We start from the raw sequence: 23,183 nt of genomic DNA on the forward strand, positions 1-23,183 counted from the left end.
CCATGACCGCCGCCGAAAGTCCCGCTCGCCCGCCCGCCCGCGCTGCGTCCGCCGGGGAAACAGCGCTGCGCCGGCTCGCGTTTCCCGCGCTCGGCACGACCTGCGAGGTGCAATACGTCGCGCCCGCCGGCGCCGCGTCGGCGACCGCGTTCGAGCGTGCGGTCATGGGGTGGGTGAGCGCGTTCGAGGCGAAGTATTCGCGGTTCCGTCCGACGAGTCTCGTCAGCCGCATCAACGACGCGGCCGGCCGCGCGTGGGTCGAGGTCGACGCGGACATGGAGCAGATGCTCGCGCTCGGCGACGCGCTCCACGCCACGACCGGCGGGGTGCTCGATCCGACGGCGCTGCCGCTGTTGCGCCTCTGGAACTGGAAGGCCGAGCGCCCGACGATTCCGGCCGAGGCGCAGATCGCCGCCGCGCGCCGCCTCGTTGGCTGGGACAGGGTGCGGCGCGCGCCCGGGAGGATCTTTCTGCCGGAACGGGGCATGGCGCTCGACTTCGGCGGCTTCGGCAAGGAATACGCCGTCGACATCGTCTCGCACCTCGCGCGCCAGCACGGCATCGCGACAGCGCTCGTGGATTTCGGCCGCGACGTCTACGCGCTCGGCCGACCGCCGGCGCGCATCGCGTGGCATCTCGGCCTCGAAGACCCGCGCCATCCCGGCGCCGCCTGGGGCAGCCTCGCGGTGCGCGACGGGCGCGGCGTGGCGTCGTCAGGCGACTACGTGCGGTGCTTCCATCTCCACGGCCGGCGTTACGGCCATATCGTCGACCCGCGCACCGGCTGGCCCGTCGCGAACGGCTGCCTGCAAGTCACCGTCGTCGCCGACACCTGCCTCCAGGCCGGCGTGCTCGCCACCGCCGCGTTCGTGCTCGGCGCGGAGCGCGGGCTCGAGCTCATCGCGCATTGCCCCGGCGCCGAAGGCGTGATCGTCACCGAGACCGCACGCCATCACACCCGCGGTTTCTACGCCTATGTCGCCTCGTGATCCGTTTCGCCTTCCCGCCCGGCTGCTCGTTCTCGCCGCCGTCGCGCTCGCCGCGCTCCCCGCGTTGCCCGCTCGCGTCGCCGTGGGCGACGCCTTTCCCGCGCTGAACGACTCCGCCCTTTCGCTCGAGGGCCGCCTCCCGCCGCTCGCGGGACAGGTGACGCTCGTCGACTTCTGGGCCTCCTGGTGCGAGCCGTGCCAGGCGTCGTTCCCGGTCTACGCGCGCCTGCACGCGGATTACGGCGCCCGCGGACTCGCGATCGCCGGGGTGAGCGTCGACAAGCAGCGCGCCGCCTACGACGCCTTCCTCAAGCGTCTGCAGCCGCCGTTCGTCACGGTGCGCGATGTCCGGCATCGGCTCGCCTCGACCGTCGAGGTGCCGGCGATGCCGACCTGTTTCCTCATCGGTCGCGACGGCCGCGTGCGGTTCGTCGGGGTCGGCTTCCACGGCGCCGCCACCACCGCGGAACTGCAGCGCGCCGTCGAGGCCGCGCTCGCCGAAAAATGAATCCTCCCATGAAAACGAACCGATCCCCCGCGCGGCGCTCGCGCTGGCCGCCGCCGCACTCGGCGCGCTCGCGCTCTCCGGCTGCTCCTCGGCCGAGCTCGCGCGCGTGAAGCCGTATGAACGCGAGGCGTTCGCGCACTACACCATGCGCTCCGACCGCGATCCGCTCGCCCGCACGATGGACGAGCACATCTACTTCTCGCGCGAGGCCGCCACCGGCGGGCGCGGCGTGAAGGGCAGCGGCTGCGGCTGCAACTGACGCGTCCTCGCTCCGGGGCCCGCGGTGGCGCGGCAAACGCCATCGACAAACCCGCGCGCGGCGCAGAGAAGCATCCCGCCCCTTCGTCATGCGGATTCTCATCATCGAGGACGAGCTGCAGCTCGCCCGGCACGTCACCCGCGCGCTCGTGCGCAACGGCCATTTCGTCAACACGCAGTCCGACGGCGCGGCCGGCTTGCGCACCGCGCTGAACGAGGCGCCCGACCTCATCGTGCTCGATCTCAACCTGCCGACGCTCGACGGCTTCGCGGTCCTGGCGAAGCTCCGCGAGGCCGCGCACCCCGCCCGCGTCCTGATCCTCACCGCGCGCGGCGAGGTCGAGCACCGGGTCAAGGGCCTGAAGGCCGGCGCGGACGATTACCTGGCCAAGCCGTTTTCGCTCGAGGAGTTGATCGCGCGGGTCGAGGCGCTCGGCCGGCGCGGCGTGCCGGTCGACAAGGCCGACCTGCTGCGCGTCGGCGACCTGGCGATGGACGTCATCCACCGCCGCGTGACGCGCGCCGGACAGCCGGTCGCCCTCTCGCCGCGCGAGTTCGACCTGCTGCACGTGCTCATGCAGGAGCCGGGGCGCGTCTTCTCGCGCACGGAGCTGTGCGAGCGCATCTGGCAGCGCGACCACGAATACGACACGCGCACGGTGGAGATTTTCGTCACCCGCCTCCGCAAGAAGATCGACGCGGGCTTCGCCGTGGCCCTGATCCACACCCAACGGCTCGTCGGCTACACGATCCAGGCTCCCGCGTGAGCGCTTGCGGCGCCCTGCGGGGTCGCGTCATGCTCCGTTTCGTCCCGCCGCGATGAATCCACGCTCGCTCCCTCGTCCGCCCTTCCTCCGCCCTGCACGTGTGCTGGCGGCGCTCGCGGCGCTGGCGGGCGCCGTCGTGGCCGCCCGCGCGGACGCGGTCATCGAGGGGCGCGTCGCGCTGCCGAAGTCCCGTGCCACCCCGGTGGTGAACCAGCGCTACGAAATCGTCTCGAAGGACGGCGTGCTGGCGACCAATCCGCCGCTCGCCGTCGCGTATCTCGCGGGCGACTTCGCGCGGCCCGCCGCGCGGCGGCCGACGGCGCAGGTCGGCCAGGAAAACATGAGCTTCGTGCCGACGCTGCTCGCGATCGAGGCCGGCACGGTCGTGGAGTTCCCGAACCACGACGACGTCTACCACAATATCTTCTCCTATTCCCCGACGAAGCGCTTCGATCTCGGCCGCTATCGCAAGGAGGACAAGCCGGTGCCGACCGTGACGTTCGAGACCCCCGGGCTCGTCGTGCTGCGCTGCGACATCCACGAGCACATGCGCGGGCTCATCCTCGTGCTCGACACGCCGCATTTCGTCACGACGGACGCCGCGGGGAATTTCCGCCTGGGCGGCTTGCCCGCCGGGCGCTTCACGCTGAAGGTCTGGCGCGACAGCCGCACGACGCTCGCGCGCACGGTCGAGCTGCGCGACGGCGAGACGCTGCACGTCGAGTTCCCGTGAACCCCGCGCCGCCGACCGCCGCCACGATGCCCGGCTACCGCACGAAGCTGATGGTGGCGATGATGGTGGTGGTCTCGATCGCCACCGCGCTCGGCCTCCTTTACTCGCAGCGGAACCTCGCGGAGTCGGTGCGCGCCGCGTTCGAGCGCGAGTTCCGCGCCGAGGTCGCGGCGGTGCACGCGGCCCAGGCGGTGCGCGATGCCGCGCTGGCCGAGCGTTGCCGCATGCTCGCCACCAAACCGCGCCTGCGCGCCGCGCTCGAGGACAACGCGCTCGATCTGCTCTACCCGAGCGCGCGCGACGAGCTCGCGGGCATCATGGCCGGCACGGCCGATCCGGACAGCCCCGCGATGGCGTTCCGCGCCGAGTTCTACCGCTTCCTCGACGCGCGCGGCGCAACGATCCCGCCGCCGGATCGCGCCGCAGTCGGCGCGCTTTCCCCCGCCGCCGAAAGGCGGCTCCGCCCCGGCGCGGTGCCCGCGCGGCCGCAGCGCGGCTACCTCGCCGCCGACGGGGCGCTGCACGAGATCCTCGCGATTCCCATTCCCTCCTCCGAAACCGGCGAGACGATCGCCGTGCTTGTGCTGGGATTCCAACCGCTGGCGCTGGGCCGGCCGCCGGGGGCGTCCTTCGAGCGCGGACTCTGGCTCGACGGACGGCTGCACCTGGCGGATCTGCGCGCCGCCGAGGCCGCCGCGGTGGCGGAGCAGATCGCGACGGACATCGTCGCGCGCGGAGCGGGCGAGCGCAGCTTCCCGCTGGAGCTCGGCGGCGCCCCGTGCCTGCTTTTCTACAAGCGCCTGAACCCCGACTCCAGCTATCCGCCGGCCGGCGAGGTCTGCATCTACCCGCTCGCCGATCTCGCGCACCGACAGCACGTGCTTCTCGGGCAATTCGCCGCGGCGTGGGCGGTGCTGCTGCTCGGTTCGTTCGCGGCCAGCCGCGTGCTCGCGACGCGCCTGAGCCGGCCGGTCGAGAGGCTCGCCATCGACTCCGAGCAGAACCGTGCGGAATTGCGGCGCACGGAGGCGGCGCTGGAAATGAGCCAGGAGGAGCTCGAGCGCACCGCGCGTTTCTCCGCCAACGCCTCGCACCAGCTCAAGACGCCTGTCGCCGTGCTGCGCACCGGCCTCGAGGATCTGCTCGCGAGCAAGAAGCTCGACCACGAGGCGCGCGAGGAGGTGTCGACGCTCGTGCACCAGACGTTCCGCCTCTCGAGCGTGATCGAGGATCTGCTGCTGCTCTCGCGTCTCGACGAGGGCCGGCTGCAACTCGAACTCGCGCCGCTGAACCTCGTGCCGCTGATCGACGCGTGGCTCGACGACCTGAGCACGCTGCCCGAAGGCCGCGATCTCACGGTCGAGCGCGGGCTGCCGGGCGCGCTGTTCGTGCTCGGCGAAAGGCGCTACACGACGCTCATCCTCCAGAACCTCCTCGAGAACGCCCGGAAATACAACCGCCCCGGCGGCCGCGTGCGCATCGCGGCGAGCGTCGACGGCGCCGAGGTGCGCCTCGTCATTGGCAACACCGGCCCGACGATCCCGCCGGAGTCGCAGGCGCACATTTTCGAGCGCTTCCATCGCGGCGCCGTGGCGGAAAACAAGCCCGGTCACGGGCTCGGCCTCAACCTCGCGCGCGAACTCGCGCGGCTGCATCGCGGCGACCTGCGCCTGCTGCGCTCGTCGGACGACTGGACCGAGTTCGCCGTGCGCCTCGTGCGCGCCGAGCCGCCTGCCACGCCATGAAAGCGCTGCGCGTCGCCCTCGCCCTCCTCGGCGCCGGACCCGCCGGCGCCCGCGCCTGGGACGACGAGTGGCTCGACCGCCTCGACGCGGACCTGACGCGCGCGGCGGACGACGGCTCCTGGCGCGCGCGGCTCAGCGGCGCGGTCGAGGTGAATTACTACCGCTTCGACCAGCCCGCGCCCGGATTGATCGAGTCGAGCGCCCGCGCGCTCTTCGATCCGCGGCTCGTCCTCTTCCTCGACGCGCAGGCGGGCCCGCGCTGCTATTTCTTCGCCCAGGCGCGCGTTGACGGCGGCTTCGATCCGGGGGCGGGCGGCCGCGGCGTGCGGCTCGACGAGTATGCCTTGCGCGTCACGCCGGGAGCGTCCGAGCGATTCGCGCTGCAGCTCGGGAAATTCGCGACGGTCGTCGGGCAGTGGGTGAAGCGCCATCAGGCGTGGGACAATCCGTTCGTGACCGCGCCGCTCGCCTATGAAAACCCCACCGGCATCTTCGACGAGACGGCGGCGCGCTCCGCCACCGTGCTGCGTTCGTGGGCGCACATGATCGGGCCGTTCGCGCCGAGCCCGAACGACGAGTATCGCGTCCCGGTGATCTGGGGGCCGGCGTATGCGAGCGGCGCGTCCGTCGCCGGGCGCGGCGAGCGTTTCGACTATGCGCTCGAGGTGAAGAACACCGCGCTCTCCTCGCGCCCCGACGCGTGGGACATCACGCACACGCAATTCCAAAACCCGGCCTGGCACGCGCGCATCGGCTGGCGGCCGGACCTGCGGTGGAATTTCGGCGTGTCGTTCGGCACGGGCACCTACCTGCGCGATTCCGCCGCGCGCACGCTGCCCGCGGGACGCACGCTGGGCGACTATCGCCAGACGACGCTCGGCCTCGACGCCAGCTTCGCGTGGCGGCACTGGCAGCTCTGGGCCGAGGGTTACCGCGCGCGCTTCGCCATTCCCGGCGTGGGGAATGCGGACACGCTCGTCGGTTTCCTCGAAGTGAAATACAAGTTCACGCCGCAGCTCTTCGGTGCGGCGCGCTGGAACCGCCAGACATTCGGCGACGTGCCCGACGAGATCACGCACCGCCCGGTATCGTGGGGCGCAGGCGAATCGCGCCTCGATCTCGCGGCGGGCTATCGCTTCACGCCGCACACGGAACTTAAGCTCGAGTGCGACTGCGAGCGCGGGCGCGCCGGCACCGGCGGCGGCGCGACGACGTTTGCGGTGCAACTGCTGCTGCGCTTTTGACGGCCCGTCGCGGCGCGGTAACAGGCCTGTTACGAGTGGCCGCTTTCCCCGCGGACGGTTTTCGCGACCTTGGGCGCGGCACGGCTGCGCGCCGTGCGCGTTTCACTGTCCACCGTCTCCCGTATGAAACTCCCCGCCCTGTTTCGGCGCCGCATCCACTGGCTCAATCTTCCGAGTGCGATTCTCATGCTGATTCTCCAGCGCACGCCGGCCGCCACGCTCGTGGCCGTCGCCGACGAGATCGTCTCCGCCGCGCCGCTCGGCACGGTCCTGAAATCCGCCCTGGCAACCGCCGCCGCGCTCGGTGCGGTCAACACCGTCGTCGGCGCCACGCCGCTCGTGCCCTCGAGCGGCACCGCCAGCGGCGTCAGCGTGACGGCTGGCAACGCCGTTTCGATTTTCTACACGGTGAACGGCACGCAAACGCCGCCGCAATCGTGGAGCGTCTCCGGAAGTTTCCCTCCGGGACTGAACTTCTCCGGCCTCACCAACGACGGCGCCGTGAACGTCACTTCGTTGCACCTCTCGGGCACGCCGACGACCGCCGGCGCCTACACCGTCACGATCACAGCCTACGAATTCGCCAACCAGGGCGGCATCTCCTCGCCTCCCTACGACTACACCGTGACGGTGACGGGCGGTAACGCATCGACCGCGCCGAGCTTCACCACGCAGCCGACGAACCAGACCGTGACCGCAGGCGGCGCGGCGACCTTCACGTCGGCCGCGAGCGGCAATCCGGCGCCGGCGTTCCAGTGGCGCAAGGACGGCAACGCCATCGCCGGCGCCACGAACGCCAGCTTCACCATCGCGAGCGCTGCCGCGGGTGACGCCGGCACCTACACCGTCGTGGCGACGAATTCCGCCGGCTCCGCGACCAGCAACGGCGCGACGCTGACCGTGAACGCGGCATCGACCGCGCCGAGCTTCACCACGCAGCCGACGAACCAGACCGTGACCGCAGGCGGCGCGGCGACCTTCACGTCGGCCGCGAGCGGCAATCCGGCGCCGGCGTTCCAGTGGCGCAAGGACGGCAACGCCATCGCCGGCGCCACAAACGCCAGCTTCACCATCGCGAGCGCGACCGCGGGCGACGCCGGCACCTACACCGTCGTGGCCACGAACTCCGCCGGCTCCGCGATCAGCAACGGCGCGACGCTGACCGTCACGACCTCGAATGTGGCTCCCGAGATCACGTCGAGCCCGAGCGGCCAGATCGCCACCCTGGGCAGTTCGGTCACCTTCACCGTCACCGCCACCGGCAGCCCCGCGCCGACCTACCAATGGCGCAAGGATGGCAATGCCATCGCCGGCGCCACGAACGCGTCGTTCACGATCGCGAACGTGGCACTGGGCGACGTCGGCCATTACACGGCCGCGGTGACCAATCCGCTCGGCACGGTCATCAGCGGCTCGGCCGCATTGACGGTCAGCACCACGGCGTCACGTCACCTCAGCGACGTCACCGTCACCAGCGGCCACGGCACGACGCTGAGCGCCGGCAGCGTGACCGGCGCGGTGAAGTGGCAGATTTCCACCAACGGCGGTTCGACGTGGGCGGACCTGACCGACGGCGGCAGTTACAGCGGCGTCACGACCGCGACGCTCGCGATCGCGAACGTCGGCTCCTCGCTCAACGGCGCGCAATATCGCTTCGTCGCCTCGAACAACGGCGTCATCTCCACGAGCAACGGCGCCGCGCTCACCGTCGCGACGGTCTTCTTCCCGTTCCCGACCGGCATCGGCATGGACAGCTCCGGCAACCTCTTCGTCGCCGACGCCAATGCCGACACCGTGCAGAAAATCAATTCGTCCAATCAAGTCAGCCTGCTCGCCGGCGCGGCCAACTCCACCGGCGCGACCGACGGCTCCGGCGCCGCCGCGCGCTTCAACCAGCCCAACGGGGTCGTCGTCCTGGCGAACGGCACTCTCGTCGTCGCCGACACCGCCAACGCCACGCTGCGCGCGGTCGATGCGAACGGCGCCGTCACGACGCTCGCCGGATCGAGCGCGGCGCGCGGCGGCGCCGACGGCACGGGCGCGGCCGCGACGTTCTCCGCGCCCGTCGGACTCGCGCGCGACACGGCCGGCGGGTTGTTCGTCGCCGATTCGATGAACCACGCGATTCGCAAAGTCACCGCCGCCGGCGCGGTCACGACCTTTGCCGGCACCGCCGGCGTCCAAGGCTCGACTGACGGTGCCGGCACCGCGGCGCGTTTCAATCTGCCCAACGGCATCGCCGTCGACGCCAGCGGCGTCGCCTACGTCGCCGATACGACGAACAACACCGTCCGCCGCATTGGCCCCGACGGCACCGTCACCACGCTCGCCGGCCTCGCCGGGGTCAGCGGCTTCGACAACGGCACGGGCATCGCCGCGCTCTTCAATCGCCCGATGGCCCTCGTCGTCGACGGGGCCGGCAACCTGTTCGTCGCCGATACCGGCAACTCCACGATCCGCAAGGTCACCGCCGCGGGCGTCGTCACGACTTTCGCCGGCACGGCCGGCATTGCGGGCATCGCCGACGGCACCGGCGCCGACGCGCTCTTCAACCAGCCGCAGGCGCTCGCGATCGACGCGGCCGGCAATCTCTACGTCGCCGACACCGGCAACGCCGCCATTCGCAAGATCACTCCGGCCGCCGTCGTGACCACCCTCGCGCTCTCGGCCGCGCCCACCAGCGGCGGGAACACGGGCGGCTCGAGCGGCGGTGGCACCACGACCCCGCCGCCGAGTTCGGGGGCGGGAGCGGGGGAGGGGCGGCGGCGGTGCTCCCAGCGCCTGGTTCCCACTGGCGCTGCTCGTGCTCTTTTCGCTGCGCCGGCGCGGACGGGAGTGCTCGCCGCGCGGGTAAGCCTCACGGCGGCCAACAAAATCCTTGCACCGCTCCGGGCGGGGCGTATCCATGCCCCTTCCTCTCCGCTCAGGTGGTGGAACTGGTAGACACGCAGGTCTCAGAAGCCTGTGCTTAACCGCATGGGGGTTCGAGTCCCCCCCTGAGCACCACTTTTCTTCCGCGTGGCGGAAGAAGACCGTCCGCCGGGGCCCCGGCGAAGGCGAAGCCCGTTTACCCCCGCGTGCGCCAGCGTCCCCCATCCGCCAACGAATCGTCCTTCGCGCGCCTCCTCGACCGCCCGTGGTTCGCCGCCGCCCTGCTGGCGCTGCTGACCGTCGCAGCCTACCTGAACAGCTTCCGCGGCCAGTTCCTCTTCGACGACGTTCCGTCGATCGTCACCAACCCGGCGCTGCACAGCCTCGGCCAGTCGCTGCTTCCGTCCGCCGACGGCGGGCTCACGACCAGCGGCCGCCCGCTGCTCGCCCTCAGTTTCGCGCTCAACTACGCCGTCAGCGGCGTCGAGGTCTGGAGCTACCACCTGGTCAACCTCGCCCTCCACCTCGCCAACGGCCTGCTGCTCGCCGGCATCGTCCGGCGCACGCTCCGGCAACCCGCGTTCGCGCCGCGCTGGCAGGCGGACGCGCCGGCGGTCGCGTTCATCGCTGCCGCGCTCTGGCTCCTGCATCCGCTGCAGACGGAGTCCGTGACCTACGTCGTCCAGCGCGCCGAGTCGCTCGTGGCGTTGTGCTATCTGGCCGCCGGGTGGTTCCTGATCCGCGTCCACGAGGAGCCGGGGCGCCGCGCCTGGCCGGTCGCGGCCTTCCTGGCCTGCCTCGCCGGCATGGCGGCCAAGGAGGTCATGGCCACCGCGCCGCTGGCGCTCGCGCTCTACGACCGGCTGTTTCTCGCCGGCTCCTGGCGGGAAACCTGGGCGCGCCGCGGCTGGCTGCACGTCGCGCTCGCCGGCACGTGGCTGCTTCTCGGCGCGCTCGTGCTCACCACCGCCGGGCGCGGCGGCACGGCGGGGTTCGGCACGGCGGTGTCGGTGCGCGACTACGCGCTGACGCAATTTTCCGCGATCGCGCACTACCTGCGGCTGTTCGTGTGGCCGCATCCGCTCGTCCTCGATTACGGCACGGCGCTCGTCACCGAGTGGACGCGCGTCCTGCCCGCGGCGGTGCTGGTGCTCGGCCTGCTGGGCGCATCGCTCTGGGCCGTGGGGCGCGGTCGCGCCGCGGGCTTTGGCGGCCTGTTCTTCTTCCTCGTGCTCGCCCCGAGCTCGAGCGTCATCCCGATCGCGACGCAAACCATGGCCGAGCACCGCACCTACCTGCCGCTGGCGGGACTCTGCGTGCTCGTGGCCGCGGCGGGCGTCGCCGGGCTGCGCGCCCGGGTGTGGATCGGATTTGCCGGCGTCGCCGCGGCGCTCGGCGCGGCGACCGTGGCGCGCAACGCCGCCTACGCCTCCCGCGTCGCCCTGTATGAGGACCTCGCCGTCCGCTGCCCGACCAATGCCCGCGCCCTGGCCCTGCTGGCCGATTATCACCAGCGCGAGGGCAACCTCGAGGCGGCGCAGCGCTGGCTCGAGCGTTCTGTGGCGCTCGAGCCGGTGGTCGAGTCGCTCAACAACCTCGGCAACGTCCTCCAGGCGCGCGGCGACCTGGCCCGCGCCCGGCCGCTGTTCGAACGCGCGCTCGCAGCGCGGCCCAACGACCCCACCACGCTCCTGAACCTCGGCAGCCTGCTCGCTGCCGAGGGGCGCCCGCCGAGGCCATCGCGCGCTTCGAGTCCGCGCTGCAGGCCAGGCCCGATTTCCCGGGCGCGCTCTTCAACCTCGCCAACACCCTCGCCCAAGCCGGCCGCGGGGCGGAGGCCGCCGCCCGCTACGAGCGCCTGCTCCAGCTGACGCCGGACGATGTCGAGGCGCGCGCCAACTACAGCGCGGTGCTGGCCGGGCTCGGGCGCGACGCCGCGGCGCTCGAGCAGATCCGCGAAGCCGTGCGCCGGCGGCCCGATCATGCCGCGTTGCGCAACGCTTGCGGCGTGATGCTCGCGCGCGCCGGTCGCCGGCGCGAGGCGCTGGCCGAGTTCGAAGCCGCCGTGCGGCTCGCGCCGGAGCAGGCGGATTACCGGGACAACGCCGCGCGCGCCGCCCGCGCCGTGGACGGACGCTGAGCCCGGGACTCGCGCTACGGCCGCGTGGCCGATTGGCGCCGCAACCGGGTCAGCTCCTCGGTCAGCACATCGGCCGAGTCGCGCACGCGGCCATCCTTGAAGCGGATGCGATAGCGCTCGCCGCTGAGGGACGATTTCGTGCCGCAGAGCGCGATGAAGTCCTCGGCGGTTCGGATCCGCGCCGCCTGCTTTTCCCATTTCAGGCGCAGGTGGGACTCCGCCTCGCCCGCCGCGTGCTCGCTGCCGTTGCGGAGGAACACCGCGCCGTCGAGGCCCTTCAGGTGGTGCAACAGGAGCTCGATCTCGGCGTGGGCCGGCGCCGCCGGGGCGGCGGACGCGAGCGGCAGCACCAGCGTGGCGACCAGAAGCGCAAGCCATTTCATGGCGCGAGTGTCCCGATTGCCGGCGCGAAGGCTACCGCATTCCGCCGCCTAGCCGAACGGTCAGGCGTAAGAAAACTGTTTATTGCCAGCGGCTGGCCCGATTGGCCGGCGGATTCCGTTGGGTGTGGTTAGCTCAACATGAAACTGATGATCTTCCTCCGCACTTTCCTGCGGTGCGCGCTGCTGTTTTGCGCCACCGCCCTGCTTGCCGCGCCGGCCGCGCGCTCGGCCCTGCCGACGATCTACGCCTTCAATTTCTCCGGCACCGGCACGATCAACGCCGGCGAAAGCGTCTCGCTCAACTGGTCCGTCTCGAACGGCGCGAGCGTTTCCCTCTCGCCCGGCATCGGCCCGGTCACCGGCACGGAAATCACCGTGACGCCGACCCAGACCACGACCTACACGCTCACCGCGACCAACGCCTCCGGCAGCGTCACGAAGTCACGCAAGATCACCGTCGTCGTCCCGCCCACCGTCAACACGCTCGCGGCCACGCCCGCCACCGTGCTGCCGGGTTCCGCGGTGACGCTCGCGTGGACCGGCACCGGCGCCACCTACTACACCGTCACGACCGACGCCGGCGCCAACCTTGGCAACGTCTTCGGCACGAGCCTCAAGGTTTACCCGCAGGCGACCACGGCCTACACCGTGACCGCCGTGAACACCGCCGGCACCGGTGCGCGCTCGGTCGTTGTCACCGTCGTGCCGCCCGGACCGAAGCCGACCATCTCCTCCTTCACGGCCGCGCCGGCCACGATCGCGGCCGGCCAGAGCACCACGCTCGCCTGGTCCGTCGCGGGTGCCGACTCCCTGTCGATCTCACCCGGGATCGGTGCCGTCACCGGCACGAGCGTCACCGTCTCGCCGGCCGCGACCACGACCTACACCCTCACCGCGAAAAACCTCAACGGCAGCGTGACGAAGAAGACCGCCGTCACGGTCACCGTCGCCCCGCCGACGATTGCGAGCTTCACCGCCACGCCCGACGCGATCGTCGCCGGCCAGGCGAGCACGCTGGCCTGGTCCGTGGCCGGTGCCGATTCGCTCTCGATCTCGCCCGATGTCGGCGCGGTCACCGGCACGAGCGTCAGCGTGAGCCCGGCGGCCAGCACGACCTACACGCTCGCCGCCACCAACGCCGGCGGCACCGTCACGCAGACCGTCTCGCTCGCGGTCGCGGCCCCCACGCCGCCGCCGGTGATCCATGCCTTCACCGCGTCCTCGTCGTCCATCACCCAAGGCCAGTCGCTCACGCTCAACTGGTCGGTCACGGGCGCGGACAGCCTCTCGCTTTCGCCCGCCATCGGAGCAGTCAGCGGCTCCAGCTTCACGGTCGCTCCCGGCGTGGACACGACCTACGTGCTGACGGCGAGCAACAACGGCGGCACGGTGACGTCTTCTGTGTCCGTCACCGTGTCCGCCCCGTTGCCGCCGCCGGTGATCCACGCGTTCACCGCCACGCCCGACACCCTCAGCGGCACCGGCAACGCCACGCTCGCCTGGTCCGTCGACGGCGCCACCGAGCTCACCATCCTCGCCAGCGCCGGCGCGAATCCCGGCAATGTCACCGCGCTCTCCTCGTTCACCGTCAGCCCCGCGGCCACCACGACCTACACGCTCTCGGCCAAGAACGCCACGGCCACCGTCACCGCCACGACCACCGTCACGGTGACCGCCCCGGCGCCGACCATCTCGATCGATACCTTCACGGCCTCGTCCTACAACGTGAACGCCGGCGACGCCGTCACCATCAGCTGGACCACCACCAACGCCGACAGCCTCTGGCTCTCCGCCGATGCCGGCGGCGACCCGGGCTCGATGAACGGCCGGACCAGCACGGTCGTCCACCCGCAGACCACCACGCGCTACGCGCTCACCGCGTTCAGCAGCCAATACGGCACGATCGCGAAGTCGCTCATCGTGAACGTCGGCCCGCCGCCCGCGCCGGTCGTCAATGCCTTCGCCGCCTCGCCCGACTCGATCGGTCCCGGCGCGTCCACGACACTCACCTGGTCCGTCGCCAACGCCGACACCGTCAGCATCGCCGCCGACGTCGGCGCCAGCCCCGGCGTCGTGACGGGCACCAGCGTCACGGTTTCACCGAGCCAGACCACGACCTACACGCTCACCGCCTCGCTCGGCGGCGCCAGCGCCACGCGCACCGCCACCGTCACGGTCACCGGCCCGGCCGCGCCCACCGTCGGCGCCTTCTACGCCCAGCCGGCGTTCATCCAGTCCGGCGCGAGCACGACGCTCACGTGGAACGTCTCCGGCGCCGACACGATCTCGATCTCGCCCGACGTCGGCACCGTCACCGGCAACAGCGTCACGCTCCAGCCGACCGCAAGCACCACCTACACGCTCACCGCGCAAAACCAGATCGGCACCACGACGCGCACCGCCTCGGTCACGATCTACACGCCCGGCAACGGCAGCGTGCAGCACCCGCGCCTCTGGGTGACGCCGGCGTCGCTCCAGGCGCTGGTGCAGCGCGCCGCCGCCAACGACGCCGCCTGGATCCGCCTGCGCAATGCCTGCGACGCCTACGCCGACCTGCCCGTCGCCTTCCCCGACGCCGGCAACTCCAGCGGCACGATCAGCGGCGGCTACCAATACTACGACTACATGCAGCCGTCGTTCGAGCTCTCGCTCGGCTACCTCGTCGCGCGCACCGTCGACCCGGTCCGCGCCGCGCGCTACGCCGCGAAGGAGCGCGAGCTGCTCCTCGCGCTCTCCGATCCGGTCCACCACGGCTTCTCGCTCATCGATTCGGGTTGGGCCATCCGCGCCTACGTGCCCGCCCTCGCCATCGGCTACGACTGGATCTTCGAGACGCTCAGCGACTCCGATCGCGCGCAGATCTACACCGAGATCAACCGCTGGATCGCCGACTACGAGGCCGGCGGCTTCGGCCGCAGCTTCCCCCAGGGCAACTACTTTGCCGGCTACTACGCGGCCAAGGCCCTCGGCGCCCTCGCGACCGAAGGCGAGAACCCGAGCGCGCCCGCGATGTGGGACGACTGGCTGAACCGCGTCCACTACGGCATGGTGCAGCCCTACCACCAGCAGTGGCTCAGCGGCGGCTCCGCGCCCGACGGCTGGAACTACGGCCAGTTCGAGACCATCAACATGGTCCGCCCGCTCGCCGCCGCCTTCACCGCCAAGGGCCTCGACCTCATCCACGACGCCGCGCATCCGCACGCCTACCCGGACGGCAACGTCAAGTGGGTCACCCAGTTCACCTGGCCGGACCTGAAGACCGTCAGCGATCGCGGCCTCATCTACGACGGCGACAACCCCACCGGCACCGACGCGGGCTGGGCCACGCAATACACCGGCTTCCTCCGCCTCGCCAACGGCGACAACACGCCGCTGGCGCAGCGCTACACGCTCGACCTCCGCAGCCAGCAGGGCGCGGGCGGCGTCGAGCCGTGGGCCGACTTCCTCCTCTTCGACGCCGCGGCGCCCACCGCCGCCTACCGCACGGACCTCAGCTACCGCACCGTCGGCGCCGGCGAAGTCGCCATGCGCAGCTCGTGGGCGGCCGACGCCGTCTGGGCCTCGTTCCAGTCCGGTCCCTACACCGGCTACGACCAGTCCGCCGAGGAACACTTCGACCAGGGCGGCCTCGCCATCCAGCGCGGCGGCGTGCAGTTCCTCGTCAACACCTGGGGCGCGCTGCTGCGCAACACGCCGGGCACGGGCGACGGCGGCGGCTCGGTCTTCAACAACCTCTACACCGAGCTCTACGACCGCGGCGCCGACGGCGTGAACGGCGCCCGCCGCATCTTCAACACCTTCTACGCCGCGCGTCCGGACGGCTACTGGGGCCAGGTCGGCAACGGCCCCGATGGCGCCGCCACCACCACGCTCTCGCGCTTCGAGGAGGGCACCGACTACGTCCTCGCCCGCGGCACGAAGCTGGAGAACCAATACTTCAGCGACCACCCGATCCAGGCGTGGACGCGCACCGTCGTCTACCTGCGCCCGCAGCTCTTCGTCGTGCACGACCGCACCACCGTGAGCAGCGCCGGCGTCGACAACTGGATGGCCTGGCACGTCGCCGCCGCCCCGGCCGAGCAGGCCGCCGCCGCCGGCACGCACCGCTTCGACGTCGTCGACACCCGCGCCGCGTTTGGCGGCAACCTCTTCCGCGGCCGCGTCACCACCGTGCTGCCCGCAGGCCACACCGTCGGCACGGTGAACCTGTTCAACTACGGCAAGGTCTACCGCCTCGAGGTCCGCCCCGGCACGCCCGCGGCGACCAACACCTGGCTGACCGTCCTCGACGCCGCCGCCTCGGCCGCGCAGGCGGGCGACGTCACCGCGCTCACCAACGCCGCCGGCAACCTCTCGACGACCGCCGCCGAGGGCACGCTGATCCGCAACGCCGCCGGCAACTACGCTGTGCTCTTCAGCCGGTCGGCCGCCGCCATCGCCGGCAGCTTCACGGTGAAGGTCCCGGCCGACGACACCTACCTGCTCGTCGCCGACCTCGCGCCCGCCACCGGCTACGCCGTCACCGCCACCGTGGCCAACGGCGAGCTCACCGTGGCGATCGCGCCGGGCGGCAACGCCCAGACGACCGCCCAGGGCACGCTCAAGGTCGACGTCACCGCCGCCGGCGTCGTCACGCCGCTCTGACGCGGCTCCCTCCTGCGGCCCGCTCCCCAAGCGGGCCGTTCGGCTAACCCCGGCTGTCTTGCGCGACGGCCGGGGCTGGGGCTTTTGAACCACTATGACGGACCTCAGCCCAGTCTTGCGCGCCGCGCAGGCCCGCGACCCCCAGGGCGCCGCGCAACTCCTGCCGCTCATGTATGAGGAACTCCGTCGCGCCGCCGCGCAGAAGCTCGCGAAACAGCCCCCGGCCAGACCCTCCAGCCCACCGCGCTCGTGCACGAGGCCTTCCTGAAACTGCTCTCCGATCCCACGCGCACCTGGGAGGACCGGCGCCATTTCTTCGCCGCCGCCTCCGAGACGATGCGTCACATCCTCGTCGACCGCGCCCGCAGCAAGGCCGCCGTCCGCCACGGCGGGAAGCTCCTCCGCGTCGACCTGATGGAGGTGAACCTCGCCGCCGCCTCGGCCGACGAGACCGTGCTCGCGCTCAACGACGCGCTCGAGCGCCTCGCCGCGCACGACGCCGACGCGGCCGAGCTCGTGCGGCTGCGCTTCTTCGGCGGCTTCACCTTCACGCAGGCCGCGGAGCTGCTCGGCGTCTCCGAGCGCACCGCCAAGCGCACCTGGGCCTACGCCCGCGCGTGGCTGTTCGAGCACCTGCAGGCCGGCGCGCGCCCGGCGGCGTGACCCATGCCGTCGCGCGAGCGCGAGATCTTCGAGCGCGCCGGGGAACTGCCCGCCGCCGAGCGCGCGGGGTTCCTCGCGGAGGCCTGCGGGGCGGACGCCGCGCTGCGCCAGCGGCTCGACGCACTGCTCGCGGCCGCGGATGACGCCGGCGGCTTTCTCGCCGCGCCGGAAGACGAGGCGGGCGAGGGACCCGGCACGCGCATCGGCGCCTACCGGCTGGCGGCGAAGATCGGCGAGGGCGGCTTCGGCGTCGTCTACCGCGCCGAGCAGGAGCGGCCGGTGCGCCGCGAGGTGGCGCTGAAGATCATCAAGCTCGGCATGGACACGCGCGCGGTCGTCGCGCGCTTCGAGGCCGAGCGGCAGGCGCTGGCGCTGATGGATCACCCGCACATCGCGCGCGTCTTCGACGGCGGCGCCACCGCGCGCGGCCGGCCGTATTTCGTGATGGAGCTCGTCGACGGCCGGCCGATCACCACGTTCTGCCGCGAGGAGAATCTCTCCGTGCCCGCGCGCCTCGGGCTGTTCCTCCAGGTCTGCCGGGCTGTCCAGCACGCCCACCAGCGGGGCGTCATCCACCGCGACCTCAAGCCGTCGAACATGCTCGTGGCGCGCGAGGGGCATTTCTTCACGCCCAAGGTGATCGACTTCGGCATCGCCAAGGCGATGCACGCGCCGCTCACCGAGCACACGGTCGTGTCCCGCCTGCACCTCTTCGTCGGCACGCCGGCCTACCTGAGCCCCGAGCAGGTCGCCGGCGGCGCCGACCTCGACACGCGCAGCGACGTGTTCTCGCTCGGCGCCGTGCTCTACGAGCTGCTCACCGGCACGACCCCGCTCGAGGCGCGCACGCTGGCCGGCGTCGGCTACCTCGAGCTCGCGCGCCGGGTGCGCGAGGAGGTCGTGCCCGCGCCGTCGCGCCGCGTCGGAACCGACGGCCCGCCCGCGCAACGCCGCCTCGCGGCGACCCTGCGCGGCGACCTCGACCAGATCGTGCTCAAGGCCATCGCCAAGGACCGGGCGCAGCGCTACGACAGCGCGGAGGATCTCGCGCGCGACCTCGAGCGCTGGCTGCGCCAGGAGCCGGTGCTGGCCCGGCCCGCCACCCTCGGCTACCGCGCGCGGATGTTCGTCCGGCGCAACACCCGCGCCGTGGCCGCCGCGGCCGCGGCCTTGCTCGTGCTGGCCGCCCTGTCCGGCTACTACGCCCGGCGCATCGCCGCCGAGCGCGACCGCGCGCAGATATCGGCGCAGCGCGCGGCGCGCGTCAGCGAGCTGCTGACGGAACTGCTCACCGCGCCCGACCCGTTCCGCACCCCGGACAAGGGCGACCCGATGGCGGGCCTGTTCGCCACCACGATCGAACAGGCCCGGCGCGAGCTGGCCGACGAGCCGGCGTTGCGCGCGCAGATCCTCACCGCGGTCGGGCGCGTCTACCTCCGGCTGGGCCGGCACGAGCCGGCGCGCGCGGCGCTGACCGAGGCGATTGCGGCCCTGCGCGGCCTCGGCGTGCGCGACGCGGGCTTCGCGCAGGCGCTCAGCCAGATGGGCGTCCTGACGCGCGAGCAGGGCGGCTTTCGCGCGGCGAAGGGCTTCTTCGACGAGGCGCTGGCGGTGCAGCGGACGCTCCCGGGCATCGAGCCGAACGAGATTGCGATCGCGCTCGTCGAGCTCGGGCGCACGCATCAGGCGCTCGAGGAGTTCGCCGATGCCGAGCGGCTCTTCCGCGAGGCGCTCGACCTCCGGCGCCGCGCGCTGGGCGAGGAACACCGCGAGGTGGCGGTCAGCTACGGCGACCTCGGCCAGGCGCTGTGGTATCAGGGCCGCCTCGACGAGGCGCGGCCGCTGCTCGTGCGCTGCATCGAGATCCACCGCCGCACCGTCGGGACGGAGCATCCGAATTTCGGCCTCTCCTCGGCAACCTCGCGCTGCTCGAGCGCGACCGGGGCGACTTTGCGGCGGCCGAGGCGCTCTACCGCGAGGCGCTGCCGATCGTGCAACGCACGCTGGGGCGCCAGCACTGGCGCACGGCGCGCCTGATGGGCAACCTCGCCTACCTGCGGACGCTGGAGGGCAGGCTGGACGAGGCCGAGGCGCTGCTGCGCGAGGCCACTGCGATCGTCCGCGCGGGCACCGGCGGCGACCGCAGCCTCGAGGCCGGGCTCAAGATCGAGACCGCCCGCATCCATCTCGCGCGACACGAAGCCGCCGCGGCCGAGCCGCTGCTGCGCGACGCGATCGCGGGCTTACAGCGCTCGTATCCCGCGGGGGCTGGAGAATCGCGTCGGCGAAGAGCCTCCTCGGCGACGCCCTGACCGAGCTCGGGCGGTTCGACGAGGCGGAGCCGCTGCTGCGCGAGGCGGCGCGGGTGCTGCCGGCGCGCGCGGGCCCGTGCGGCCGCGAGACCGGGCCCAACCGCGAGCGCCTCGCGCGCCTCCTCGCGGCGCGCGCCCGGCGCTAGCGCCGCTCGACATCCCCGGCGCGAGCTGGCAAACGAGCCGGCATGCGAGTGGCGGCGATCCTCGGCGAGGACCGTGCGGCGCGGATGCGGCGCGCCGCGGGGCTGCTGCTCGTCGGGCTGGCCGTCGCGGTTTACGCCAACGCGCTCCGGGCGCCGTTCATCTTCGACGACCAGTCGGCGATCGTGGGCAATCCCACGCTCCGCACATGGTGGCCGCCATGGCAGCCGCTCGTGCCGCCGCCGGGAGCGTCCGGCGTCGCCGGCCGGCCGCTGGTGAACCTCTCGCTCGCGCTGAACCACCTCGTCGGCGGCGAGGCCCCCGCGGGCTACCACCTCGCCAACGCGCTGCTTCACGGCGCGGCGGCCTGGCTGCTGTTCAGCCTCGTGCGGCGGACGCTGGTCCGGCTCCGCCCGGGCGAGCCGGCGGGCTTTTTCGCCTGGAGCGTCGCCGCCGTGTGGACGGTGCACCCGCTGCTGACCGAGTCGGTGACCTGCGTGGTGCAGCGGACCGAGGTGCTGGCGAGCTTCTTTATCTCGGAACGCTGCTCGCGTTCGTGCGCTCCCTCGAGCCCGGCGCGGGGCGCGGCTGGCGCGCGGTGAGCGTCGCGGCGTGCGCCGCCGGCATGGCGAGCAAGGAAATCGTCGTGACGGCACCGCTGGCGGTGCTGCTCTACGACCACGCGTTCGTGGCGGGAACCTTCGCGGCGGCCTGGCGCGAGCGGCGCGGATACTACCTCGCGCTGGCGGCGACGTGGCTGCTGCTCGCCGCGCTGGTGCTCAGCCACGGCGGCTCGCGCGGCGGGACGTCGGGCTTCGGGGCGGGGGTGGGCGTCGGCGCGTATCTGCTCACGCAGGCCCAGGCCGTGGCGCTCTACCTGAAACTCGCCTGCTGGCCGCGGCCGCTGGTGCTGGACTACGGCACGGCGACGGTCGGCTGGCGGGAGGCGGCGCTGCCCGGGCTGCTCGTGCTCGCGCTCCTTGCCGTCGCGGTCGTGGCGCTGGTGCGGTGGCCGCGCCGCGGCTTCGCGGGCGCGATGTTCTTCGTGCTGCTGGCGCCGAGCTCGAGCCTGGTGCCGCTGGCCACGCAGACGATCGCGGAGCATCGCATGTATCTGCCGCTGGCATGCGTGGTCGTGCTCGCGGCCCTGGCGTTGCGGGCGTGGACGCGCCACGCGGCCTGGATCCTGTGCGCACTCGCCGGGCCGCTGGCGGCGGCGACGGTGGCGCGCAACGCGCTCTATCGCGACCCGCTCGCGCTGTGGCGGCAGACGGTCGCGGCGGCGCCGGCGAATCCGCGCGCCCGCATCCACCTCGGCAACGCCGAACTGGCGGCGGGACACGTCGCGGACGCCACGGCGGAATTCCGGCGGGCGCTGGAGTTGCAGCCCGGTTATCCGGTAGCGCAGTTGAACCTTGGCAGCGTCCTCCTGCTCCAGCACCGGCCGCGCGAGGCGCTGCCGTTTTTCGCCGCGGCGCTGGAGCGGCAGCCGGGCAGCGCGCCGATCCGGGTGAGCTACGCGTCGGCGCTGAGCGCGCTCGGGCGCGAGGCCGAGGCGGCGGAGCAATACCGCCTCGCACTGCGGCTCGAGCCGGATTTGCCGGAGGCCAACTACCACGTCGCGCTGACGCTGCTCGACGCCCGCCGCGTGCCCGAGGCGATCGCGCACCTCGAGCGGGCGGCGCGGGCGCGGCCCGGTTACGCGGAGCCGCGGCAACTGCTCGAGCGCCTCGGACGGATCCCGCCGCCGTGAGCGGCGGTCAGGAGATCAGGTCCTGCACCAGCGGCTCCTGCTGCGGCGCGGTGGGCGAGAACTTGATCGCCTCGCGGACGAGCGCCTCGGCGCGCGCGGCCTTGGCGTCGTCGTTGACGTGCAGCGTGCACAGGCGCGTGCCGGGGGCGACGGGTTCGCCGATCTTGATCAGGTCGGCGATGCCGACGGCGTGGTCGACCTTGTCGGTCACCGCCGCGCGGCCGCCGCCGAGGGCCATGATGGCGTGGCCGCACTTGAGGGCGTCGACCTCGCTGACGAAGCTGCTCGCGCCGGCCGGTGCGGTGACGGCGTAGATGCGTTTGGCGGTCGGGAGAATCGTGTAGTTGTCGACCACGCGCGGATCGCCGCCCTGGGCGACGCACATGGCGCGGAATTTCTCCAGCGCGCGGCCGTCGGCGATGGCGGCTTCCATCTTCTTCCGGGCGTCGGCCTCGTCCTTGGCCGCGCCGGCGAGGATGAGCATGTGGCCGGTGAGCGCGTAGGTGACCTCCATGAGGTCGGCCGGGCCGCGGCCCTTGAGGCACTCGATGGACTCGATGACCTCGGTGGTGTGGCCGGCGCAGCGGCCGAGCGGCTGGTTCATGGCGGTGAGCAGGGCGCGCACGGGTTTGCCGCCGGCCTTGCCCACGGCGACCATCGCGCGGGCGAGGGCGAGCGCGTCCTCCTTTTTCTTCATGAACGCGCCCTTGCCGAACTTCACGTCGAGCACGAGCGAGTCGATGCCCTCGGCGAGTTTCTTCGACATGATGCTGGCGCAAATCAGCTGGATGCACTCGACGGTGCCGGTGACGTCGCGCAGCGCGTAGAGCTTGCGGTCGGCGGGGACGACCTTCGGCGTCTGGCCGATCATGGCCATGCCGACCTTTTGCAGGATCGCGCGGAATTCCGGCACGTCGAGCTGCACGCGGAAGCCGGGGATGGACTCGAGCTTGTCGAGCGTGCCGCCGGTGTGGCCGAGGCCGCGGCCGGACATCATCGGCACCAGGACGCCGCAGGCGGCGGCGAGCGGCGCGAGGATGAGCGAGACCTTGTCGCCCACGCCGCCGGTGGAGTGCTTGTCGACCTTGGCGCCGGGGAGGTCGCGCAGGTCGATGACGTCGCCGGAGCGCATCATGGCGTCGGTCAGCCACGCGGTCTCCTGGGCCGTCATGCCCTTGAGGAAGATCGCCATCAGCAGCGCCGTGGCCTGGTAGTCGGCGAACTGGCCGTTCACGACGCCGCGGGCGAAGAACTCGATCTCGTCCCGGGTCAGCGTCTGACCATCGCGTTTCTTGATGATGATGTCTTGGGGGAAGAACACGGCACTGCTCATGGGACGCGCAGTGAACCGCAGTATGACGCGGGCGTCGAGGGGGTTTTCGCCCGCCGCGGCGCTCACTCCGCCCCGAGGGCGGCGGCGATGGCGTCGCGGCTGCGGCGATACCACCAGGCGACGCCGCCCTGGTAGATCGTGCTCGCGACGACGAGGGACGCGCAGAGGAGGAAGTTGAAGGCGCGGAGGAAGACGTCGCGGTCCGACTCCGGCGCCCCGGCGCTGCGCAGCTGTGCCAGGAACTGCGTGCGCGTCTCCTCCGGCAGCTCGGCCCAGAGCGCGCCCGGGTCGAAATGCTGCAGGCGCCACAGCACGTAGCCGGCGATCACGGTGTAGAGGCAGCCCTGGGCGCCGAGCAGCCACTGCAGGCCGCCGAAGTCCCCTCGCGCAGCCGGAGCTGGCCGGTCCACTCCATCGCGCCGGCGACGAGCGCCAGGGCGGCGAAGCCGGACATGGTCCAGTCCTGCGCGAGGAGATTCAGGAGCAGGCTCGCCCCGGCGCACGCGATCACGCCGATGGCATTCGCGCGCGAGAAGCCGAGCACCCTTTCGAGGCGGCGTTGCGGCAGTTCGGGCGGCGTGGTGCGGGACATGGGGAAGGACATCGATGGGCGCCGCCGGTGCGCCTGCCAAGCGCGATCTTGGCGCCCCGGCGGCGGCCCGAGCGGGCGGGCTCCTGTTTTCATGCCTCGACGCG

The 23,183-nt window shown here is 72.2% G+C and carries 19 protein-coding genes, 1 tRNA gene and 1 pseudogene; 17 read left to right on the plus strand and 4 right to left on the minus strand.

The features are described 5' to 3' along the window. The first annotated feature begins 2 nt into the window (after window positions 1–2). From ACMYLB_RS05190 to ACMYLB_RS05240, 11 genes are all read left to right on the plus strand, one after another. Window positions 3–989, plus strand: a complete 987-nt coding sequence (locus ACMYLB_RS05190) for an FAD:protein FMN transferase (RefSeq protein ID WP_415909892.1) — start codon at window positions 3–5, stop codon at window positions 987–989. Continuing rightward, window positions 976–1,497 carry a TlpA family protein disulfide reductase gene (locus tag ACMYLB_RS05195; protein ID WP_415909893.1) on the plus strand — a complete coding sequence of 174 codons (522 nt, stop codon included), beginning with the start codon at window positions 976–978 and terminating at the stop codon, window positions 1,495–1,497. Before ACMYLB_RS05190 ends, ACMYLB_RS05195 begins: the two co-directional genes overlap by 14 nt. A 106-nt stretch (window positions 1,498–1,603) precedes the next feature. Further along, window positions 1,604–1,756 carry a DUF4266 domain-containing protein gene (locus tag ACMYLB_RS05200; RefSeq protein ID WP_415909894.1) on the plus strand — a complete coding sequence of 51 codons (153 nt, stop codon included), beginning with the start codon at window positions 1,604–1,606 and terminating at the stop codon, window positions 1,754–1,756. An 88-nt stretch (window positions 1,757–1,844) separates the two neighbouring features. Next, window positions 1,845–2,522, plus strand: a complete 678-nt coding sequence (locus ACMYLB_RS05205; RefSeq protein ID WP_415909895.1) for a response regulator transcription factor — start codon at window positions 1,845–1,847, stop codon at window positions 2,520–2,522. A gap of 52 nt (window positions 2,523–2,574) precedes the next feature. Beyond that, window positions 2,575–3,255 (plus strand): carboxypeptidase regulatory-like domain-containing protein, encoded by a 681-nt coding sequence (locus ACMYLB_RS05210; RefSeq protein ID WP_415909896.1) that lies wholly within the window; start codon window positions 2,575–2,577, stop codon window positions 3,253–3,255. Next, window positions 3,252–5,000, plus strand: a complete 1,749-nt coding sequence (locus ACMYLB_RS05215; protein ID WP_415909897.1) for a sensor histidine kinase — start codon at window positions 3,252–3,254, stop codon at window positions 4,998–5,000. Before ACMYLB_RS05210 ends, ACMYLB_RS05215 begins: the two co-directional genes overlap by 4 nt. Further along, complete coding sequence (locus ACMYLB_RS05220; protein ID WP_415909898.1) at window positions 4,997–6,244, plus strand: hypothetical protein; 1,248 nt, start codon at window positions 4,997–4,999, stop codon at window positions 6,242–6,244. Before ACMYLB_RS05215 ends, ACMYLB_RS05220 begins: the two co-directional genes overlap by 4 nt. Before the next feature lie 123 nt (window positions 6,245–6,367). Next, window positions 6,368–9,187 (plus strand): immunoglobulin domain-containing protein, encoded by a 2,820-nt coding sequence (locus ACMYLB_RS05225; protein WP_415909899.1) that lies wholly within the window; start codon window positions 6,368–6,370, stop codon window positions 9,185–9,187. Beyond that, window positions 9,166–9,250, plus strand: a tRNA-Leu gene (locus ACMYLB_RS05230). Before ACMYLB_RS05225 ends, ACMYLB_RS05230 begins: the two co-directional genes overlap by 22 nt. Before the next feature lie 71 nt (window positions 9,251–9,321). Then, the gene (locus ACMYLB_RS05235) at window positions 9,322–10,986 is read left to right on the plus strand and encodes a tetratricopeptide repeat protein (RefSeq protein ID WP_415909900.1); all 1,665 of its coding nucleotides are present in this window, start codon (window positions 9,322–9,324) and stop codon (window positions 10,984–10,986) included. Next, entirely contained in the window at window positions 10,875–11,255 is a 381-nt protein-coding gene (locus tag ACMYLB_RS05240) for a tetratricopeptide repeat protein (protein WP_415911039.1), read from the plus strand. Before ACMYLB_RS05235 ends, ACMYLB_RS05240 begins: the two co-directional genes overlap by 112 nt. A 14-nt stretch (window positions 11,256–11,269) precedes the next feature. On the opposite strand, the gene ACMYLB_RS05245 is transcribed toward ACMYLB_RS05240, so the two are convergent. Then, complete coding sequence (locus ACMYLB_RS05245; protein ID WP_415909901.1) at window positions 11,270–11,638, minus strand: DUF5329 family protein; 369 nt, start codon at window positions 11,636–11,638, stop codon at window positions 11,270–11,272. Between the two features lie 138 nt (window positions 11,639–11,776). Between ACMYLB_RS05245 and ACMYLB_RS05250 the strand changes: the two genes are divergently transcribed. The 6 genes and pseudogenes from ACMYLB_RS05250 (at window position 11,777) to ACMYLB_RS05275 (ending at window position 21,154) form a co-directional block, all read left to right on the plus strand. After that, window positions 11,777–16,282: a beta strand repeat-containing protein gene (locus tag ACMYLB_RS05250; protein ID WP_415909902.1), complete on the plus strand. Its 4,506-nt coding sequence runs from the start codon at window positions 11,777–11,779 to the stop codon at window positions 16,280–16,282. Between the two features lie 94 nt (window positions 16,283–16,376). Further along, window positions 16,377–16,945 (plus strand): annotated as a pseudogene (locus ACMYLB_RS05255) (ECF-type sigma factor). A 3-nt stretch (window positions 16,946–16,948) separates the two neighbouring features. Beyond that, window positions 16,949–18,982 carry a protein kinase domain-containing protein gene (locus ACMYLB_RS05260; RefSeq protein WP_415909903.1) on the plus strand — a complete coding sequence of 678 codons (2,034 nt, stop codon included), beginning with the start codon at window positions 16,949–16,951 and terminating at the stop codon, window positions 18,980–18,982. Beyond that, window positions 18,871–19,257 (plus strand): tetratricopeptide repeat protein, encoded by a 387-nt coding sequence (locus tag ACMYLB_RS05265; protein ID WP_415911040.1) that lies wholly within the window; start codon window positions 18,871–18,873, stop codon window positions 19,255–19,257. Before ACMYLB_RS05260 ends, ACMYLB_RS05265 begins: the two co-directional genes overlap by 112 nt. 188 nt (window positions 19,258–19,445) lie before the next feature. After that, complete coding sequence (locus tag ACMYLB_RS05270; RefSeq protein ID WP_415909904.1) at window positions 19,446–20,003, plus strand: hypothetical protein; 558 nt, start codon at window positions 19,446–19,448, stop codon at window positions 20,001–20,003. Next, the gene (locus ACMYLB_RS05275; RefSeq protein ID WP_415909905.1) at window positions 19,958–21,154 is read left to right on the plus strand and encodes a tetratricopeptide repeat protein; all 1,197 of its coding nucleotides are present in this window, start codon (window positions 19,958–19,960) and stop codon (window positions 21,152–21,154) included. The genes ACMYLB_RS05270 and ACMYLB_RS05275 overlap by 46 nt, the downstream gene beginning before the upstream one ends. Window positions 21,155–21,161: 7 nt before the next feature. Here ACMYLB_RS05275 and ACMYLB_RS05280 read toward each other — a convergent pair whose 3' ends face one another. The 3 genes from ACMYLB_RS05280 to ACMYLB_RS05290 form a co-directional block, all read right to left on the minus strand. Continuing rightward, window positions 21,162–22,487: a thymidine phosphorylase gene (locus tag ACMYLB_RS05280; RefSeq protein ID WP_415909906.1), complete on the minus strand. Its 1,326-nt coding sequence runs from the start codon at window positions 22,485–22,487 to the stop codon at window positions 21,162–21,164. A gap of 62 nt (window positions 22,488–22,549) precedes the next feature. Continuing rightward, on the minus strand, window positions 22,550–22,816 hold the full coding sequence (locus tag ACMYLB_RS05285; protein ID WP_415909907.1) for a hypothetical protein: 267 nt from the start codon (window positions 22,814–22,816) through the stop codon (window positions 22,550–22,552). Further along, window positions 22,813–23,079 (minus strand): hypothetical protein, encoded by a 267-nt coding sequence (locus ACMYLB_RS05290; protein WP_415909908.1) that lies wholly within the window; start codon window positions 23,077–23,079, stop codon window positions 22,813–22,815. The genes ACMYLB_RS05285 and ACMYLB_RS05290 overlap by 4 nt, the downstream gene beginning before the upstream one ends. Window positions 23,080–23,183: the final 104 nt, after the last annotated feature.

Origin of the sequence: Oleiharenicola sp. Vm1, from assembly GCF_047777955.1 — a bacterium.
In the GTDB taxonomy this organism is placed as follows: domain Bacteria; phylum Verrucomicrobiota; class Verrucomicrobiia; order Opitutales; family Opitutaceae; genus Didemnitutus.

What these genes read in the sequence shown, in the direction of transcription:
- ACMYLB_RS05250 (WP_415909902.1), top strand. Translation starts at nt 11,777, where the DNA reads ATGAAACTGATGATCTTCCTCCGCACTTTCCTGCGGTGCGCGCTGCTG.
- ACMYLB_RS05260 (WP_415909903.1), top strand. Translation starts at nt 16,949, where the DNA reads ATGCCGTCGCGCGAGCGCGAGATCTTCGAGCGCGCCGGGGAACTGCCC.
- ACMYLB_RS05270 (WP_415909904.1), top strand. Translation starts at nt 19,446, where the DNA reads ATGCGAGTGGCGGCGATCCTCGGCGAGGACCGTGCGGCGCGGATGCGG.
- ACMYLB_RS05245 (WP_415909901.1), bottom strand. Translation starts at nt 11,638, where the DNA reads ATGAAATGGCTTGCGCTTCTGGTCGCCACGCTGGTGCTGCCGCTCGCG.
- ACMYLB_RS05190 (WP_415909892.1), top strand. Translation starts at nt 3, where the DNA reads ATGACCGCCGCCGAAAGTCCCGCTCGCCCGCCCGCCCGCGCTGCGTCC.
- ACMYLB_RS05220 (WP_415909898.1), top strand. Translation starts at nt 4,997, where the DNA reads ATGAAAGCGCTGCGCGTCGCCCTCGCCCTCCTCGGCGCCGGACCCGCC.
- ACMYLB_RS05210 (WP_415909896.1), top strand. Translation starts at nt 2,575, where the DNA reads ATGAATCCACGCTCGCTCCCTCGTCCGCCCTTCCTCCGCCCTGCACGT.
- ACMYLB_RS05290 (WP_415909908.1), bottom strand. Translation starts at nt 23,079, where the DNA reads ATGTCCCGCACCACGCCGCCCGAACTGCCGCAACGCCGCCTCGAAAGG.
- ACMYLB_RS05195 (WP_415909893.1), top strand. Translation starts at nt 976, where the DNA reads ATGTCGCCTCGTGATCCGTTTCGCCTTCCCGCCCGGCTGCTCGTTCTC.
- ACMYLB_RS05205 (WP_415909895.1), top strand. Translation starts at nt 1,845, where the DNA reads ATGCGGATTCTCATCATCGAGGACGAGCTGCAGCTCGCCCGGCACGTC.
- ACMYLB_RS05280 (WP_415909906.1), bottom strand. Translation starts at nt 22,487, where the DNA reads ATGAGCAGTGCCGTGTTCTTCCCCCAAGACATCATCATCAAGAAACGC.
- ACMYLB_RS05225 (WP_415909899.1), top strand. Translation starts at nt 6,368, where the DNA reads ATGAAACTCCCCGCCCTGTTTCGGCGCCGCATCCACTGGCTCAATCTT.